Raw genomic sequence first — 18381 nt, 5'->3', positions numbered from 1 at the left:
CTGATTCTATTATTTTTATAGATGAGATTATTTAGGGTAAAAAACACATCCAATTGAGGATGTTTAATAATTGTATCGTAAAAATGCTCTTTTTTTTGTCAATCCCAAATAATAATTCTAAACCCGAATTTATTCATCTCTAAATTGCTAAACTAGTTTTGTTTTTTTTCCGACAAACAAAACAAAATTCCTGCTTTTATCATTTATAGAGAGAGAAAACGGTCAAAAACTAGCATTTTTTCGCTTTTTTTTACTATATTGTAAACTTTCAAAAAACCTTCATCGCCGTATAAGCATTGGCAACGATGAAATGTAGAAGGTTAAAAATTAAAACAAAGACTACATGCTATTTACTGTTCTTTCAGGACTAATAACATCGAGCCTTATTGTTCCATTTGGTCGATTCCTAAAAACCAAATGGGGTTTTATTCTCGCATTCTTACCGGTACTTCTATTTCTATACTTTACGCAATATATTGTACCTATTGGTCAAGGCTCCTATTTCGTACAATCAACATCGTGGGTGCCCTCCTTAGGCATCAATCTGGATTTTAAATTAGATGGACTGTCGCTACTTTTCGCCTTATTGATTACTGGGATCGGATCCTGTATATTCTTTTATGCGAATGCCTATCTCAAAGGTCATCGGTATATCGATCGATTCTTTGGCTACCTCTGCCTTTTTATGTCGGCTATGCTGGGGCTTGTCCTGTCGGACAACATGTTACTATTGTTTATCTTCTGGGAACTGACCTCGATCAGCTCATTTTTTCTCATTGGATTTAACAATGACAAAAATGATTCTCGCAAAAGCGCACTGACTGCACTATCCATTACTGGGTTGGGTGGTTTTTTTCTACTGGCAGGTTTTATTTTGCTGGGTAATATTGCCGGTACTTACCATATTACAGCACTCATCGGCAAAGTATCAATCATTCAGCAACATCCACTCTTTCCCCTGGTCTTTGGCCTCGTAGCACTTGGAGCGATTACGAAATCAGCACAATTCCCTTTCCATTTTTGGTTACCCGGTGCTATGAAGGCGCCAACACCTGTGTCAGCCTACTTACATTCGGCAACCATGGTAAAGGCCGGAATCTACCTTTTGGCCCGTTTTTCACCGATACTAGGGGGCAACCCGATCTGGATGTATTCCCTCATGGCCATTGGTGGCCTCACGATGCTTTATGCCGCATTCCATTCGCTTTTCAGAACAGACCTCAAGGGAGTACTCGCTTATTCAACCATATCCGCCCTCGGTATTTTGGTTTTCTTATTGGGACTCGGTACCAAGGATGCTATTATCGCTGCAAGTGTCTTTATACTCGTACATGCCCTATATAAAGCCGCATTATTCTTGATTACGGGGATTATAGACCATGAAACGGGAACGCGAGATCTTACAGTCTTGCGGGGGCTACGCAAGGTATTAATGCCTGTCGCTATCGCAGGTCTCCTAGCGGCACTTTCCAGTGCAGGTATTCCACTTACATTTGGATTTATTGGAAAGGATCTGATTTACGAGGCAACACTACATGCCACACCCGATTTATTTCTCTATTTGACCCTCGCTGCAGTAGCAACCAATATATTATTGGTCTCTGCCGGATTTATGGCCGGTATCAAACCTTTTATGGGTAAGCTGCCCGAGCAATTTAATACAATCCACCTGCCCTATAAAGCCATGTGGATCCCACCTTTACTTTTAGCTATATTAGGAGTTGTCTTTGGATGCATCCCAGGACTTGTCGGCGAATGGATTGCCGGACCTACCGCAACAAGTATACTCGCAAAACCCGAAACTTTTCACCTGAAAATCTGGCATGGCTTTAATTTGATCCTCCTATTAAGCGCTATTACAATTGCTGCTGGCACCTTACTTTATTTCGCAAACAGGCCCAGCGATAAAAAATTGGCTTGGATTGCAAATTTCAATAAGATTTCTCCTGAATATATCATCCAATTATGTGCGCAGGAAATTGTTTTGTTCTCTACTTTCTTCACCAACAAAATGCACAACGGCTATTTGCGTTCGTATCTGTTGAAAATTATCTTATTTGCCGAATTATTGATCGCCTACCAGTTATACCTGGGGGGACCGCTCCATATCAAATGGGAAACCTTATCTCCAGTGAGTTTCTACGAAGTCACCACAGTCTGCATTTTGATTGGCGCCATTGTACTCACCATCCGCACCTCATCCCGTTTAACAGCCGTAGTAGCCACCAGTGTTGTAGGCTATGCCATATGTCTTATTTTCGTGTTTTACAGTGCACCGGATCTAGCGATGACGCAATTCACCATCGACACCCTAACGGTGGTACTCTTTGTGTTGGTACTCTTTAAACTCCCTTCTTTTCTGAATTTGGCCAACCGACGCACCATCATTCGCGACGCCGTGGTCGCTATCGTTTTTGGAATTTTGCTATCCATGGTCGCACTCCGTGTACTCCATGAACCAACAACAACTAATATCAGTGATTTCTATGGCGATTATGCTTATGTGCTTGCTAAAGGAAAAAATGTCGTCAATGTATTGCTTGTCGATTTCAGAGGTTTTGACACCATGTTTGAAATCGTCGTATTGAGTATTGCTGCATTAGGGGTATATAGCTTATTAAAATTACGTTTAAAATCCTCTGATAAAGAATAATGATAGATAAAGGTTATGCACAAATGAGCTAATAACTCCTTGCTAAATAGTAACAAATGAACAGTACAATATTACAGACCGCTACGCGGTATTTATTACCGATACTCTTACTTTTCTCGGTGTTCCTTCTACTCAGGGGGCATTATTACCCCGGCGGAGGTTTCGTTGGCGGCTTGGTTGCTTCGATTGCCTTTGTGCTGCATAGTTTTGCCTTTGGCCCTCAAAATACCATGAAACTGATTCAGTACAAACCCTTGTCACTTATCCCCATAGGATTGGGGATTTCGGCCATAAGCATGTTCTTACCGGCATTTTTTGGCTACCCCGTCATGACCGGGCTTTGGCTGGAAGAGAAAATCCCCGTTATCGGGATGATAGGAACCGCCTTATTTTTTGACCTTGGTGTATACTTTGTTGTCATAGGTGTCGTCCTGACGATTTTATTTACAATTGCTTTAACTACTGAAGAAGAAGAATAATGGAACTGGTACTCGTACTATTGATCGGCATCCTTTATGCTGCCGGAATATACCTCATCTTGCGTCGAAGCATGGTGAAATTGTTGCTGGGGATTATGTTACTGGGCAATGGTACCAATATATTGATCTTCTTATTGGGAAACATTATTAAAGGTAAACCACCTATCATTGGACCCGATCTGAAGGTATTCACCGATATTTATGCGGACCCGATTCCGCAAGCACTTATTTTAACGGCCATCGTGATCAGCTTTGGCCTAACCTCCTTTGCCATCGTTTTACTCAAGCGTGTATATGCATTGCTGGGTACAGATGATCTGGATGATTTGAACACGCCTGAGGAAGAAGATATATGATAGACAACCACATTATTGCCACGATTATCGTGCATTTATTTATTGCTATTGTCCAACTGATGTTGTGGCGCAAATCCACTGCACAACGTTTTCTGAGCGTTGGCGGAAGCTTGCTCGCACTCATTCTTGCCTTTAAACTGTTCTTCAAAGTTTATGATGGCGGTATTTTGACCATGAATGCAGCCAATTGGAAAGCTCCTTTTGGGATCGTTTTTGTTGCCGATCTATTCAGCAGTACCCTTGTTCTCCTCACTTCTATCGCAGGTCTGGCGGTCTCTATCTTTTCCTGTGTCGGTGTGGGGCGCCAGCGCATACTCTATGGTTATTTCCCGATCTTTCACTTTTTGATGATGGGGCTCAATGGGGCTTTTCTAACCGGTGACATCTTCAATCTGTATGTATGGTTTGAAGTTATTATTATTTCCTCTTTTGTGCTGATGACTTTGGGGGGCAGAAAATCCCAGTTGGAAGGTGCCGTAAAATATATGGCCATGAATATCCTGGCCTCCACATTTTTCTTAACAGGAATAGGTATACTTTATGGTATTTCAGGCTCGTTAAACATGGCCGACCTGGCCCTCCGTATTCCTAAAATACAAAATCAGGCTTTAGTAGAAATTACAGCAACATTTTTCCTGATCGGTTTTGGGATTAAATCCGCTGTATTTCCACTCTATTTCTGGTTACCGTCCTCTTACCATACGCCACCTTCGGCCGTAGCAGCGACATTTGGGGGCTTATTGACCAAGGTTGGGATTTACGCCTTGTTCCGGGTATTTTCCTTACTATTTATTCCCAATCATTTTACCAAGGAACTCCTTATCGTAATAGCCATATTGACAATTCTGACGGGCGCTTTTGGTGCATTGATCAAAACCAATATCCGGAGGTTGTTTTCCTATTTGATCGTTTGTCATATTGGTTTTATGATTGGCGGATTGGGCCTGTATAGCAAATGGGCTTTATTGGGGGCAGTATTCTATCTGATCCATGATATCATGGTCAAAACGAATTTATTCCTCATAGCCGGTGTTATACGGCAACTCCGCGGCACCATGGATATGACTAAACTGGGTGGACTTTATGCCCAATACCCAAAGATTTCATTACTTTTTGCCATTGTTCTTTTTTCACTGGTGGGCATCCCGCCTCTCTCGGGCTTCTGGCCTAAAATCTATCTATTCAAAGATGCCTTCCACTTAGAGAAGTATGCTTTCGCGGGAGCCCTGATTATCGGCAGCTTTATCACCTTGTTTGTCATCGCCAAAATGTGGGCGCAGGTATTCTGGAAAGATGCACCTGATCCGGAAATCATTGAGGACAAATTTGCGGGTATGATCGGCTATAAAAGAACAATGCTCATACTCCCTGTTGTTATTTTGGCATCTGCATCCCTGTATATCGGACTCAACGCCGAAGCGATTATCCATGTCGCGGATCAGATCGCTACACAATTATTGGACACATCACCTTACATAAACGCTGTATTAGGAGGGCAGAAATGATATGATAAAACAGTTTTTAATGAACCTCATGCTATCCTTCATCTGGGTCGCTTTGACGGGATCGATGTATTACACCAACTTCCTTTTCGGCTTTATGTTGGGATTCGGTATCCTCTGGCTTATGAACAGGAATGAGGTGGACCAACGCTACTTTTATCGGGTCCCCAAAACATTGAGTTTTATTCTTTTTTTCCTGTGGGAAATGATTGTCGCCAATGTGCAGGTTGCCTACGACGTGATAACCCCCAAGTTTTTTATCAAACCTGCGATTGTCAAGTATCCCATGGATGCAAAAACCGATTTGGAAATTAACCTGCTTTCAACCTTTATCTCCTTGACACCCGGCACACTCATCCTCGACGTAAGTGAAGATAAAAAAACGCTCTTTATTCACGTCATGTACATGAAAAGCAAGGAACAGTTTGTTTCTACCCTTAAAAATAATGTTGAACGAAGACTTTTAGAACTCTTAAGATGACTTTAAATAGCTATTTTGATTATGTGATCCTTCCGATCTTGACTATCTCAGTCATACTGGCTTTTATTCGTCTGTATAAAGGTCCCCAGATATTTGATCGTGTTATTGCCCTAGATCTCATTATCACCATCGGAATTGGCATTATTACCGTTTATAGTATACGAACTTCGCAGGAAGTGTTTTTAGACATTGCCATGATCTTGGCACTGATCGCATTTCTTGGTACGATCGCATTTTCATTTTATTTAGAAAAACAAAGCAAAGATGATTGATATTACTTTAGCCATTCTCAGTACCATCGGGGCCTTGGCCATACTATTTGCGTCTATTGGCATCTTGCGGATGCCGGATTTTTATTTACGTCTTTCGGTTACTGTAAAAGCGGCAACGCTGGGTGTGGGACTTTTACTTATCTGTGCGGCAATGACCTTCCCGGATGTATCCGTAACGACCAAGGCTATAGCTATTGGATTTTTTCTGATCCTAACGGCTCCGGTTGCAGCACACATGATTGGAAGGGCTGCCTATATACAGCGGGTAAGAACATGGAAGGGAACCACCTTAAATGACCTTGAAAAGGAAGGTAAATTAGATTGTAGAAAAGAAGATTTTTAAGAAAAAACGCATACGGTTTTTCCTAAAAATCTTCTTTTCTTATTCGAACTTCTTTTCTGGATTAGAAGATAATGCAAACTGGTGCTGGTACAGCAATTTCTTTTCCAGTATCTGTCAACAAACCCGTTTTAGCATCCCGGCTAAACAAAACAATGTTGTTGGTATATTGATTGGCGACCAAAAGATATTTCCCATCCGGAGAAAGGTTGAAATTACGCGGACCTTTACCTTTTACAGAAAGATTTGCTATTTTCTTCAATTCCCCATCCTTCTCTACCGAAAAAGTAGCTATCGTATTGGCATCGCCACGGTTGGTCGCATACAGGAATTTTCCATCAGCAGAGATCTTCATATCAGCACCGCCGTTAGTTCCTTTAAAACCTTCGGGGTTGATATCGAAAGTACTTTGATACATCCATGCGTCGCCATCTTTCTTATACGATGCAATTTGACCGGTCATTTCCAATACGACATACAGGAATTTCTCTTTCTTATCAAACACGATATGACGCGGTCCCCCTCCTGCTGGTGTAAAGATATCTTCTGATTCATCTGCAAGACTATAGGCATTTCCCGTTTTATTCACCGGATAAATAGAAATCTCATCCAAACCAAGATCTTGGACGTACAACTTATCCCCTTTATTGGAGAAAAAAGTAGAATGTACATGTGGCTTTTCTTGGCGTATGGGATCCACCCCCTTACCCTCATGTTGTATTAATCGCGCTCTTTTGCTTAAAACACCATTACTTTCTAAATCAAACAACGCCGCAGAGCCGCCCGTATAATTTGCTACAGCGAGCAAGATACCCTTAGGATGTACTTCAACAAAACAAGGCGACTCTCCTCCGGAAGGAAGTGAGTTTAGAAAAGTTAAATGACCGTCCTTAAAAGAATAGGCAGAAACAGTCCCCTCTTGATTTGGAACCTCATTAACGGCATAAATAAAGTTATTATTTCGCGCTAAAAAGGATGGATCTTTACTTTCTTGCGTGCTCGACAAGGTTGTTTCACCAGTTTTAACATCAAAATTATAAATATAGATGCCCTTGCTCGCGGTTTTGCTCGTATATGTGCCCACAAACATGGGAATCTGTTGCGCAAAACTAGCCAGAGGTAAAATTGTCATCAAATAAATAAATGCTTTTTTCATTGAAATTATTTTATAGATGTAGCTACTCATTTGTTGAATGAGACCGTTACACCAAGTTTGTTGCTAAATTATACAGGACTCCAATTAAATCCCTCCATTCATTCCTCCGTGTGAGGATCTAAAATCCCTCCATTTTACAGGCGTAAATATCGTCAATAGACTTGTTAAATTTGGTTAAAACCGTCCTTTCTAATAGGCAAATGCGTATTTTAGCACATCAATTTTAACAATTCTAAAATCACCCATTTAAAATATTGGGAATACAAAAATATTGTTAAATAAAAGTACGAATAATTCATATAATCTGATAATTTTGTGCTGTTGTTCAAAAAAGTATATATTGAACACAATTACTACGTATACCGCCGAAGGCAGCGTGAATGCTTGTGACAAAAAAATAAATGATGAACAAATAACCGAGTGAAACGAGTTCATTTATACAAATGAAGATCACTCATAAATATCATAAATAATTTATACGGATGAAAAAAAACATTTATATATTGTTTTTATTGCTGTTTGCATCAATTCAGGCCAGTCTTGCGCAACGTCAAGTTATTGATCGCGTTGTAGCAACGGTTGGATCGGGCATTATCTTACAGTCCGACGTGGATATGCAATATTCTCAATGGTTAGCGCAAGGGAATAAACCTAATGAAAATTTTAAATGCGGCGTACTTGAGCAGTTAATCATTCAGAAGCTGCTTTCCCAACAGGCAGTAATTGACTCTATAGATGTAACGGAAACCGAAGTTGACGATAACCTTAACTCCCGCCTACGTCATATGTCACAACAGGCAGGGGGGCAAGAACGTCTTGAAAAATTCCTCAACCGCTCTTTATTGCAATACAAGGAAGAAATGCGTTCAAGTGTTTTTGAGCAATTGAAAGCTAACAAAATGCAGCAAAACATTGTTCAAAAAGTAGACGTAACACCATTGGAAGTAAAGCGTTATTTTGAAGGCTTGAATAAAGACAGTCTGCCTTACTTCAATACCGAGGTAGAAATTGGTGAGATTGTGATGATGCCCAAATTGACAGATGCAGAAAAAAAAGAGCAACGAGATAAGATTGAAGGTATCCGCAAGCAGATTGTAGATGGCTCGGACTTTGGTACAATGGCTCGTATATACTCGCAAGATCCGGGATCTGCCCCTTATGGTGGTGATTTAGGTTTCGGCACACGTGACAACTACGTAAAGGAATTCTCCGCGATGGCTTTTAAATTAAAACCGGGAGAAATTTCACCAATTGTAGAATCCAAATTTGGCTTTCATATTATTCAGGTACTCGAACGACGGGGCGAAGAGGTGCATACACGCCATATCCTGATGAAGATCAATCCTGGTGCAGCAGCGTTGGAACGAACCAAAAATAAATTGGACAGTATCTATAAACTGGTTGTTGACAAAAAAATGGATTTCTATCATGCTGCTACAAATTATTCAGATGCAGAGGAAAGTAAATTCAATGGGGGTATGATCCTAAATCAAGAAGGCTCAAGCCGCACAACCGTAATTCCTATGGATGGCTTGGAGAAATCAGTATTCACAGCAATCGATCCCCTAAAACCAGGGGAATACTCCAAACCAGAGCAATTTACAGACAAAATGGGCGATGTTGGCTACCGTTTCAATTACTTGAAAACACGTATTCCGCCGCACAAAGCAAATTTGGACGAGGATTTCACCAAAATCAAAGAGGCTGCCAGACAAGATAAAATCAATCGCAATCTAAGTAAATGGTTCGATGATAAATCGAAAACAACATTTATCAATATCAGTGACGAGTTTGGTTCATGCGATGAATTGAAAAAATGGAAAAAACAATAAGTCTACAACACTTATCCTATAAAAAAGGGCTTGAATAGTATATATTCAAGCCCTTTTTTTATTTGGCAATCGTCATGCTATTTCTCAAACATCATCTCGATCAGAATATTCCAGTTCGCTTTCTTCACATCATCCTTCGCCAATTCGCTCAGTTGCCAGATACGAATATAATTATACTTCACCACCTTATCCTTTTGTCGTACCGTTGCAGTTCCTTTTGTATAGGCAAAATCGCCACTATACGAACGTTTTACTTCTTCCGGGACTGTTTCTATCGTCATCCGCTGTTTTTTGAGATAAGCCATCATTGTGGCCTTTCCTTCCATCGGACTGGTCCAAGGGAACAAAAAGCGGACATCCTCGCTTAAAAACTCCTTATATGCGGTTGGGTTATCGGCCTTCAGAACTGTTGACATCAATTTGTCTGTTTCCAGGACAATATCTTCACGCTGATTTAATCGCACTTTAGAGCGATGCTTCAGATACCACGAATCGGTAGGTTCGATATATTCAAGATCAAATTCCCCATCCTTCCCGTTGTTTTCAACTTCGGCCCGAATATCGACCAGCCACTTACCCTTTTTGTTGCGTTTCCAGACAGTCAAGTATTCTCCATGACGCAATCTTGCACCTACTTTCTGAAAGTCCATAGACCCCGAAGTCACACCAAACTCCTGACTTTTAGCAATCAACGCAAACGTAGGTTGCCAATTTAAGACATCGGGAATATTTGGTCTATTATTAAGATAGTTATAAGCATTTACTGCCGATGGGACATAAAACGTAGATTCCTTATCAATGATCGAAAGAAACGCTTGATGCGGTGTAGAGGCTTTAGCCAGTGCAGCAGCATCCTTATCGGCCTGCAATAGGCTTCCAACTTTCTCAGGTATCTGCGCATAAAGTGTTGTACCAGCAACACTCATGAATGCGACGACGGATAGCCTATTCCAAAAATTCATATGCAAATTGATCTTTCTTTTAAAGGTTACATGGAATATCCATTGGTTTCCACGATAATGTGTTTTCCCAATAGGAATATTCCATTTTATTCCTCTTTTATAAATTCGATTTCTTATCTATCAAATCTTATTCCAAAGTGTTCCTTCTTTGCTATCTTTCAATTGAATTCCAATAGAATTAAGCTCATCACGAATACGGTCAGAGGTGACGAAGTCTTTATTTGCTTTGGCTTCATTACGTAGTTTAATGACCAGATTCATGACGTCATCGATATCATCGGATGCTGAAGTCTGATCGTTTCTAAGCCCTAGGATATCCTCAACAAATTCTTTCATGAATACTTGAAGACCTTCCAATCCCTCAGCTGTTACTTTCGCTTTACCATCATAAATCGAGTTGATGATACGTACTATTTCAAACAATTCGGCAATGAGTACAGGACTATTAAAATCGTCATCCATAGCTGCGTAACACTTGCGGCGGATTTCAGCTAAATTGAATGAATCAGCACCTTTCGACACCTTCAATTTGTCTAAAAGACTGATCGCAGTCATGAGTCTTTTATACCCCTTGTCGGCCGCATCCAAAGCCTCATTGGAGAAATCCAGCGTACTTCTATAATGTGCCTGCAACATAAAGAATCGTACGGCCATCGGCGAATAACCTCTATTCAATAAGGGATGATTTCCAGTAAATAGTTCGCCCGGTAAAAATCCATTTCCGGCAGATTTGGACATACGCGCACCATTTACAGTCAACATATTCGTGTGCATCCAATATTTGGCAGGGCTCGTATGGTTACATGCTTCTGATTGTGCAATTTCATTGGTATGATGTGTAGCTGCCAAATCCATTCCACCGCCATGAATATCAAACTGATCACCTAAGTACTTTCTGCTCATGGCCGAACATTCAATATGCCAACCTGGGAAGCCAACACTCCAAGGTGCAGGCCAACGCATAATCGTTTCAGGTTTTGCTTTGATCCATAAGGCAAAATCCAAACGTCCCTTTTTCTCATCCTGACCGCTCAATTCACGGGTATTATTGAGCATATCCTCCAATTTACGATTGGTCAATATCGTATAATCGTATGTTTCAACGTATTTTTCAACATCAAAATAGACTGTACCGTTGCGCTCATAGGCATAGCCATTCTCCATAATCTGTTCGATCATTTCAATCTGCTCGGAAATATGTCCTGTCGCAGTAGGCTCAATACTGGGCGGCAACGTATTGAAAAGACGCAATACGTCATGAAAACCTATCGTATACTTTTGAACAATTTCCATCGGTTCCAATTGTTCCAATTTTGCTTTTTTTGCAAATTTATCATCCCCTTCATCACGATCGCCTTCCAAGTGTCCCGCATCGGTAATATTGCGCACATAACGCACTTTATAACCAAGGTGACGCAAGTATCTAAAAATCAAATCAAAAGACACAAACGTCCGACAGTTCCCCAAATGCACATCACTGTACACTGTGGGCCCACATACATACATACCAACAAGATTGGGATGAATAGGTTCGAATTTTTCTTTTGTTCGCGAAAGCGTATTGTATAAATAGAGATTATGGTCCATGTTTAATCGCTGCTTGGAAATCTATTTTTGTCTGAAATATATTTGAATTGGCACACCTGTAAAGTCAAAGTTCTCACGCAATTTGTTTTCAATAAAACGTTTGTACGGATCTTTGATGTATTGTGGCAGATTACAGAAGAATGCAAACATCGGTGTCCGTCCTGGCAACTGTGTTGCATATTTAATTTTGATATATTTACCCTTTAAGGATGGCGGTGGATAATTCTCGATAATATCCAACATCACTTCATTCAATTTGGAAGTAGGGATCTTTTTGGTTTTGTTGGCATATACCTTGTCGGCAACTTCCAACACCTTAAGAACACGTTGTTTTTCAGTTACGGAAGTAAAGATAATAGGCACATCTGTAAATGGTGCTATTTTCTCTTTGATGCGATCTTCAAAAGCCTTCATTGTTTTGTTGTCCTTTTCGATCAAATCCCACTTATTGACAACAATTACGATACCTTTACGGTTCTTCTCTGCCAGGTTGAAAATATTAACATCCTGCGCTTCTAATCCATCCTGTGCATCCAACATTAAAATCGTCACATCAGAATCTTCCAAGGCTTTGATGGTACGCATCACCGAATAAAACTCAATATCTTCATTTACTTTGGACTTACGACGAAGACCTGCAGTATCGATCAATAAAAAGTTATGTCCATATTGATTGTAATGTATACGGATTGAATCACGTGTTGTCCCTGCCATTGGCGTTACAATGTTGCGATCTTTACCGATCAAAGCATTTGTCAAAGAAGATTTACCTACATTCGGGCGGCCTACGATGGTATATTTAGGTAAGGATTCTTCTTCTTCCTCCTCCACTTCGAAATGAGAAACCACAGCATCCAACAGTTCACCTGTACCCGATCCTGTAGCTGACGAGATATTGAAGACCTCTCCTAAACCAAAGGCATAAAACTCTGCCGATTCATGATGCAATTTCGCGTGATCGACTTTATTGGCCACTACATACACAGGTTTGGAGCTTCTTCTCAGAATATCAGCGATTTCGTCATCCAAGTCGGTAATACCAGTTGTGACATCCACCATGAATATAACGACTGAAGCTTCTTCAATAGCGATATAAACCTGATCGCGAATAGCCTCTTCAAAGACATCATCCGAACCATGTACAAAACCACCTGTATCAATTACTGTAAATTTCTTTCCGATCCACTCGGCTGTTTCATAATGACGGTCGCGCGTCACCCCGCTAAAGTCATCAACAATCGCTTTTCTACTTTCTGTAAGACGATTGAATAAGGTAGATTTACCAACATTTGGACGACCAACAATTGCAACAATATTTGCCATATTTATTTTATTTGATCCACCCACTATCACAGCAGGCGGCACTTTTATGCTAAAAATATACTTAAGGGAACAAAGATACGGATTCGAAAGGGATTATCGCGACACAAAAACAAAAATGGCTTTACCGTGAAGTAAAGCCATTTATAGGGTTTAAATTATCAATATTCGCCTAGTTAGACGTTGGATTCTGAGTCAATTTGCCCGGATATGAATTTATCGCATCCTGAGGAATAAAATAAGTTACTCTAAAATCTGTTGGTAGAATATCTTCAAATTGTTTCTGTGGCCCCGGATATGTACGGTTTAACGGGTCTCCGTTACGGAACACATCGTAGCTGCGTTCAGCCTGATAAGCCAATTCCAACTGACGCTCTTTGTCAATCAGTTTGCTTGCACTGGCCGCATCAATTGAAGTATATCCACCATTGACAATAGATCGATTTCTGATGGTATTTAAATCATTTAGCGCTGCACCATAATTACCTAATTTTGCATTAGCCTCTGCGCGGTTTAAATAAATTTCACCCAAGCGGCTGATTACAGGGGAGTGCAGTTGAGACTCCTCACCTTCACGTGAGCATTTCACAATATAAAATTGTGGATAAGCCCGGTTCAAGGAAATATAGTAATCAATCATACCTGTATATGTTTTACCATCTGCATAGGCAATTTTATAGGTTTGTTGTGCAGCATTGACAGCAGTTAATGTATAGACATTATCACCATCTTTACAAGTCACGGTATTCCCGTTTATGGTAGCAGGAGCCTGTACATAGCTTAGCGTAACCGGATCGCCTGCATTTTTGGGTACATCTTGTTTAATAAACCGAAAAACAGTTGTGTATTTTCCCGCATCATCTTTTGAATAAGTAGGTTCAATAAATGCTGCACGTGCGTCGACAATCGTATAATGATCAGGTCTCCAGTCATTGCGACCAGTTTCATTCAATAAATCAATGTATTTGGCGCTGGAATACATCTCACCCCAGCCCATACCACCAATATTGGAATACATACCTCCAATGCCATAATAATGGTCATCGCCCGAAAATTCAGAAGCCACACGTTTCACCGCAAAGATGGTCTCCTTGTTATCTTCAGGTCTAAACGTATTGTATTTCATGAATTGCTCACGGCCCAACAGGACATATTTACCTGAGTTAATCACTTTATCCGCATATTCTACAGAAAGACGCGCATATTCCGCATTTGGATTTTTATACGTACCACTCATATACAGATATATACGGGAAAGCATCGCTTGCGCTGCACCCTTAGACGCATATGCGGCCCCCTTATCAAGGGTCATTAAAGCTTCTGCTTTTTTCAGATCACTGATCGCTTGCGCGTAAGTATCTTTTACAGACGCACGGTCCGGTAAGTTCAAATCATTGAAAACATCTTCAGGTGTACCATTGACAATCGGAACGCCTAAGTTTGTTTCTGGACTTTGGTAGTAAGGCTTCCCGAATGCGCGACAAAGGTAAAAATACATCATTCCACGGATGTAATAACATTCACCTATTTTATTGTCCATTTCTGGACTCTGACCTTCAGCAAACATCTTAATGACGTTCGAAGATTGCGCGATAGCTTTATAACCGCTATCCCAGAAGTTCTGCAAACGGTAATTATTAGGTGTTCTCGCATAGGAGATAAATTTGTAAAATGCGTCTGTCGATGACCCGCGGATCATCATATTATCACCAGCGTATTCACCAAGACGGTGCATTGGGTCAGACCAAGCTTTTAACTGCGCATAAGTACCTGTTACCATGGCATCAGGATTACTCACAATATTCTCTTCGTCCATCGAAGTATAAGGAAGACGATCGATATCGCAGGAGGATACTGCCGATGCGATCAAAAGTCCGATTAATATCTTTTTCATTATTGATTTTCTAAACGTTAAAATTAAAATGTCACACTTGCGCCGAACATGTATTTACGAACCATTGGATATACAGAGACGCCTGTAGATCTGATCATTTGACCACCCCCGCCTTTACCATCTGGTTCAGTCAATGGAAGCTCCGGATCAACACCCGAGTAGTTTGTAATCGTAAACAAATTCTCTCCAGCTAAGAATACACGTAAATTTTTGATGTTATACTTTTTCAGATCGAAGTTGTAACCCAAAGTCAAGGATCTCATTTTTAAGAAATTGTTACTTTCCAAGAAGCGTGTTGACGGTGAATTACCTTTATCTTGGTTATCGTATCTTGCTATCGGATGAGTAGCAACATCACCGGGTTTTTCCCAGCGGCTCCAACCATCCTGTAACTTCATCTGATTACGATCGGTATAAGTTCCATCCGAGTCAAATTCTTGGCGCGAATAATTATACAACTTACCGCCCAAAGAGAACCCGAACACGGCATTTAGATCAAACTGCTTATAACTTAAGGCTGTACTGAAACCGCCAAAGAGATCTGCATTTCCTTTTCCTGCATTGCGGAAAGTTGCATTGGAATAGTTCGACGTCGTTGTCCTTGTTTCATTGCCATTGGCATCTGTCTCGTATCTGTACCACATTGGCAAACCATTATCAACGTTGACACCAGCCCATTCTTTTAGATAATAGGTATCTACCGGATAACCAGGTTGAAGCAAACGTTGCGCCGATCCAGCTATCCCTGATCCGTCCCCTGCGATAATTGGTTTCGAAACAAGATTACCATTGGCATCTTTTGTCGCAAATAGCTCGGTCAATTTATTCACATTGTGACTTAAATTAACATCCAAACTCCAATGTACATTGTCATTGCGAACGATATCACCACCGATGGTCAATTCAATCCCCCGGTTTTGCATCTTACCAATATTTTTCCAGATAGAAGTGACACCTGTCAGACCACTGATCGGCACTTGATAAAGCACATTATCAGTCTTCTTATCGTAATAATCAACATTAAGTCTTAGCCTATTCTTAAATAAGGCTGCATCCACACCAAATCCTGTTGTGTATGTTTTTTCCCAAGTCAGATCTTTATTACCGATTTGGCTAATTAATGCCCCTGGTATTCCATTATAGCTTGATGATGCCGATACCGAATAAAGGCTATATTGTGGATATAATGAGCTCGGTCTATTACCTACCGATCCATAAGCCGCTCGCAGTTTTAAGTTATCTACCCAATCAGCCTTGAACCACTCTTCCTTATTGATATTCCAGCCACCACTAACGGAAAAGAAGTTTCCATATTTTGCATTGGTACCAAAATTGGATGCTCCATCACGACGGAACGACACCTGTGCCAGATATTTATTATCGTATGCATAGTTTGCATTCGACAAGAATGACTGTACTGCCCATTCGGAAATTCCGCCTTTCGTACGTTCTGGCTTTGCAACAACATCCAATACCTCGAAACCATTGACAATACCCGTTCCGTAAGCATCTAAAGTTTTTGTCCAGTAGTCGTTAAATTCGTATGCAGCCAATCCATTCAGGCTATGTTTATCCCAGGTCTTGTTGAAACGCAAGATTTGGTTGGTATAACGACGCGCAAACTCCATGCGGTAATCCGTCACACGCCCAATTACACTTTCACCGCTGTTTGATCGCGGATCTTGATAACCATTATCAGAATAACTATTGTAACGATAATTGTTAACAGAAGAAAACGTCAACCAATCTGTTAATTTGACATCGAAATCTAAGTTACCCATAAATTCATAATTGGTATTGGCACTATGATTCCATTGCAAGTCATACAAGTAATTCGTGCTTGCATTATTGACCCAGCCACTATAACGGTGTGGCACCAAATTTCCATTTGCATCGTATGGACTATCCCAAGGCAGGTTTCCATACATGGCATTGACATCATATTGACGATCATCTACCGCACGTCTCGAACCGGCAATAGATGGCTTGATGGTCAACCAGTCAAAAGGCTTATAGTTGGTACGTAATCTAAAGTTATAACGATCGTAATCATACCCTTTTACCGCACCGGCTTCGTTGTAGTAACCTAAAGACAAATAAGACTGTAATTTATCATTTCCTCCCTGAATGGATAAATTGTGATTTTGGACAAATCCGGTCTTTGTTGCCAGCTTCCACCAATCAAAGTTGCTATTGCGCAAGTCCGAATTCCAACGCGGGAATTTGATATCAGCGGGATTCGAAAATGAAGCAAAGTAGTCATAAAGTTCAGCCCCGTCCATCATTTCCATGTGTCCATTGGAAAGTTGGTTGATACCCATTTTTGTAGAAAAGCTAATGCTTGTTTTGGAAGCCGAAGGATTTTTTGTTGTAACGACAACAACACCATTTGCACCCTGAGAACCATAAATAGATGTTGAGGCAGCATCTTTTAGGATAGTCAATGATTCAATGTCATCTGGATTGATATCACCTGGGCTTGAGCCAACGATAACACCATCAATAACCCCAACGGACTCGTCGTACCGCTTAGGGTTGCCTGACCACGAATCACAACACCACCATTTGACCCCGGTTTACCAGCCCCTGGTGCAACATATACACCGGCAGCCTTACCATTCAGCATATTCTCAACCGACGGCGTAGTGACATCACGTAATTTGTTTCCCTTAACAGCCTGAAGGGCACCAGTTAAACTTTCTTTTTTCTGTTGTGTTCCATACCCAACGACAACAACTTCCTGAAGTGCTTCACTATTGGACTCCAGATTGATGTTAACAACCGGTCCTGTCACCGTCACTTCCTGTGTTTTATAACCAACACTTGTAACGACCAGTACATCACCATTTTTAGCATCTATGGTAAACCGTCCATCTACTCCCGCAGATGTCGATTTAGCGCTCCCCTTAACACTAATGGTTGCTCCAGCCAATGGGCCGTCTGTAGACTGCACTTTTCCATTCACTTTTTGTTGATAAACCGCGTCATTCAACAAAATATTGTTGTTTGGAAACGTAAGACCATTAGCATTAGCCGAGTTGTGTGTACTTGCAATGAGTAAAGCTAATGATAACAGACTCAACTTGTGATTGTCGAGAATCTTTGAAATCATAATATTTAATAGTTAGTTTAAAAATTGATTAGCGTACTAATCAAAATTTAGGTACATGAATGCTAAATCTAAAGCAAGATGATAGTATATCAAAATTTAGCAACAACGAAATCGATTGCGCCAATTAAACAAACGATTGCATAAACACACATTTTACAGCGTAATCCAATATCAAAAAATTAGAACGATTAAATAACAGCAAAAGACCGTTTTTCAACAACCTCACGACAATCGATAAAAAGAAATTTACAAGAGTAGGAAAAAAGATGATCCTGAAAAACAGGCGGTATTATAGCGTAAATTAGGACACAAAAAAAGCCAAGATATTCACCTCGGCTTTTTTCTTTTAGTAGCGGGGACCAGACTCGAACTAGTGACCTTCGGGTTATGAGCCCGACGAGCTACCAACTGCTCCACCCCGCAATGTATTTTAAA

General features: G+C 40.6%; 15 protein-coding genes and 1 tRNA gene. 8 read left to right on the top strand and 8 right to left on the bottom strand.

The genetic code is table 11. The features are described from left to right. The first annotated feature begins 343 nt into the window (after nucleotides 1–343). From IQ31_RS20960 to mnhG, 7 genes are read left to right on the top strand one after another with little or no spacing between them, the layout of a single operon-like run. Nucleotides 344–2653 carry a putative monovalent cation/H+ antiporter subunit A gene (locus IQ31_RS20960; protein WP_145329861.1) on the top strand — a complete coding sequence of 770 codons (2310 nt, stop codon included), beginning with the start codon at nucleotides 344–346 and terminating at the stop codon, nucleotides 2651–2653. Nucleotides 2654–2709: 56 nt separating this feature from the next. Continuing rightward, a complete protein-coding gene (locus IQ31_RS20955; protein WP_046671608.1) occupies nucleotides 2710–3132 on the top strand; it encodes a Na+/H+ antiporter subunit B in 423 nt (140 codons plus the stop codon). Further along, on the top strand, nucleotides 3132–3488 hold the full coding sequence (locus tag IQ31_RS20950; protein ID WP_028072046.1) for a Na+/H+ antiporter subunit C: 357 nt from the start codon (nucleotides 3132–3134) through the stop codon (nucleotides 3486–3488). Before IQ31_RS20955 ends, IQ31_RS20950 begins: the two co-directional genes overlap by 1 nt. Next, on the top strand, nucleotides 3485–4993 hold the full coding sequence (locus IQ31_RS20945; protein ID WP_145329859.1) for a proton-conducting transporter transmembrane domain-containing protein: 1509 nt from the start codon (nucleotides 3485–3487) through the stop codon (nucleotides 4991–4993). The genes IQ31_RS20950 and IQ31_RS20945 overlap by 4 nt, the downstream gene beginning before the upstream one ends. A gap of 1 nt (nucleotide 4994) precedes the next feature. After that, nucleotides 4995–5471 carry a Na+/H+ antiporter subunit E gene (locus IQ31_RS20940; RefSeq protein ID WP_046671611.1) on the top strand — a complete coding sequence of 159 codons (477 nt, stop codon included), beginning with the start codon at nucleotides 4995–4997 and terminating at the stop codon, nucleotides 5469–5471. Beyond that, complete coding sequence (locus tag IQ31_RS20935; protein WP_046671612.1) at nucleotides 5468–5743, top strand: monovalent cation/H+ antiporter complex subunit F; 276 nt, start codon at nucleotides 5468–5470, stop codon at nucleotides 5741–5743. Before IQ31_RS20940 ends, IQ31_RS20935 begins: the two co-directional genes overlap by 4 nt. Then, nucleotides 5736–6086 (top strand): monovalent cation/H(+) antiporter subunit G, encoded by a 351-nt coding sequence (mnhG, locus tag IQ31_RS20930; RefSeq protein WP_145329857.1) that lies wholly within the window; start codon nucleotides 5736–5738, stop codon nucleotides 6084–6086. Before IQ31_RS20935 ends, mnhG begins: the two co-directional genes overlap by 8 nt. 61 nt (nucleotides 6087–6147) lie before the next feature. On the opposite strand, the gene IQ31_RS20925 is transcribed toward mnhG, so the two are convergent. After that, nucleotides 6148–7239 carry a lactonase family protein gene (locus IQ31_RS20925; RefSeq protein WP_158638943.1) on the bottom strand — a complete coding sequence of 364 codons (1092 nt, stop codon included), beginning with the start codon at nucleotides 7237–7239 and terminating at the stop codon, nucleotides 6148–6150. 482 nt (nucleotides 7240–7721) lie between these two features. On the opposite strand from IQ31_RS20925, the gene IQ31_RS20920 reads away from it, so the two are divergent. Next, nucleotides 7722–9071, top strand: a complete 1350-nt coding sequence (locus tag IQ31_RS20920; protein WP_145329853.1) for a peptidylprolyl isomerase — start codon at nucleotides 7722–7724, stop codon at nucleotides 9069–9071. 77 nt (nucleotides 9072–9148) lie between these two features. On the opposite strand, the gene IQ31_RS20915 is transcribed toward IQ31_RS20920, so the two are convergent. The 7 genes from IQ31_RS20915 to IQ31_RS20890 all read right to left on the bottom strand — a co-directional run bounded on the left by IQ31_RS20915 (nucleotide 9149) and on the right by IQ31_RS20890 (nucleotide 18369). Then, nucleotides 9149–10033 carry a DUF4440 domain-containing protein gene (locus tag IQ31_RS20915; RefSeq protein WP_070569123.1) on the bottom strand — a complete coding sequence of 295 codons (885 nt, stop codon included), beginning with the start codon at nucleotides 10031–10033 and terminating at the stop codon, nucleotides 9149–9151. Between the two features lie 120 nt (nucleotides 10034–10153). Continuing rightward, complete coding sequence (gene cysS / locus IQ31_RS20910; protein WP_075994298.1) at nucleotides 10154–11620, bottom strand: cysteine--tRNA ligase; 1467 nt, start codon at nucleotides 11618–11620, stop codon at nucleotides 10154–10156. A gap of 21 nt (nucleotides 11621–11641) precedes the next feature. Then, nucleotides 11642–12943 (bottom strand): ribosome biogenesis GTPase Der, encoded by a 1302-nt coding sequence (gene der, locus IQ31_RS20905; RefSeq protein WP_070569188.1) that lies wholly within the window; start codon nucleotides 12941–12943, stop codon nucleotides 11642–11644. 169 nt (nucleotides 12944–13112) lie between these two features. Then, nucleotides 13113–14834 (bottom strand): RagB/SusD family nutrient uptake outer membrane protein, encoded by a 1722-nt coding sequence (locus IQ31_RS20900; RefSeq protein ID WP_145329851.1) that lies wholly within the window; start codon nucleotides 14832–14834, stop codon nucleotides 13113–13115. A 23-nt stretch (nucleotides 14835–14857) separates the two neighbouring features. Beyond that, nucleotides 14858–17287, bottom strand: a complete 2430-nt coding sequence (locus IQ31_RS20895; protein ID WP_244294552.1) for a SusC/RagA family TonB-linked outer membrane protein — start codon at nucleotides 17285–17287, stop codon at nucleotides 14858–14860. Further along, complete coding sequence (locus IQ31_RS27710; RefSeq protein WP_208734337.1) at nucleotides 17275–17946, bottom strand: carboxypeptidase-like regulatory domain-containing protein; 672 nt, start codon at nucleotides 17944–17946, stop codon at nucleotides 17275–17277. The genes IQ31_RS20895 and IQ31_RS27710 overlap by 13 nt, the downstream gene beginning before the upstream one ends. Nucleotides 17947–18296: 350 nt before the next feature. After that, a tRNA-Met gene (locus IQ31_RS20890) sits at nucleotides 18297–18369 on the bottom strand. Between the last annotated feature and the right edge of the window lie 12 nt (nucleotides 18370–18381).

This window comes from Sphingobacterium siyangense (genome assembly GCF_007830445.1).
Taxonomy (GTDB): domain Bacteria; phylum Bacteroidota; class Bacteroidia; order Sphingobacteriales; family Sphingobacteriaceae; genus Sphingobacterium; species Sphingobacterium siyangense.
The sequence above is the reverse complement of the archived record's forward strand: the minus strand, read 5'-3'. Positions and strand labels throughout refer to the sequence as shown.

Coding starts and splice junctions, on each gene's coding strand:
- IQ31_RS20960 (WP_145329861.1), top strand. CDS start 344: ATGCTATTTACTGTTCTTTCAGGACTAATAACATCGAGCCTTATTGTT.
- IQ31_RS27710 (WP_208734337.1), bottom strand. CDS start 17,946: ATGATTTCAAAGATTCTCGACAATCACAAGTTGAGTCTGTTATCATTA.
- IQ31_RS20935 (WP_046671612.1), top strand. CDS start 5,468: ATGACTTTAAATAGCTATTTTGATTATGTGATCCTTCCGATCTTGACT.
- IQ31_RS20915 (WP_070569123.1), bottom strand. CDS start 10,033: ATGAATTTTTGGAATAGGCTATCCGTCGTCGCATTCATGAGTGTTGCT.
- der (WP_070569188.1), bottom strand. CDS start 12,943: ATGGCAAATATTGTTGCAATTGTTGGTCGTCCAAATGTTGGTAAATCT.
- IQ31_RS20940 (WP_046671611.1), top strand. CDS start 4,995: ATGATAAAACAGTTTTTAATGAACCTCATGCTATCCTTCATCTGGGTC.
- cysS (WP_075994298.1), bottom strand. CDS start 11,620: ATGGACCATAATCTCTATTTATACAATACGCTTTCGCGAACAAAAGAA.
- IQ31_RS20920 (WP_145329853.1), top strand. CDS start 7,722: ATGAAAAAAAACATTTATATATTGTTTTTATTGCTGTTTGCATCAATT.
- mnhG (WP_145329857.1), top strand. CDS start 5,736: ATGATTGATATTACTTTAGCCATTCTCAGTACCATCGGGGCCTTGGCC.
- IQ31_RS20955 (WP_046671608.1), top strand. CDS start 2,710: ATGAACAGTACAATATTACAGACCGCTACGCGGTATTTATTACCGATA.
- IQ31_RS20900 (WP_145329851.1), bottom strand. CDS start 14,834: ATGAAAAAGATATTAATCGGACTTTTGATCGCATCGGCAGTATCCTCC.
- IQ31_RS20925 (WP_158638943.1), bottom strand. CDS start 7,239: ATGAAAAAAGCATTTATTTATTTGATGACAATTTTACCTCTGGCTAGT.
- IQ31_RS20945 (WP_145329859.1), top strand. CDS start 3,485: ATGATAGACAACCACATTATTGCCACGATTATCGTGCATTTATTTATT.
- IQ31_RS20950 (WP_028072046.1), top strand. CDS start 3,132: ATGGAACTGGTACTCGTACTATTGATCGGCATCCTTTATGCTGCCGGA.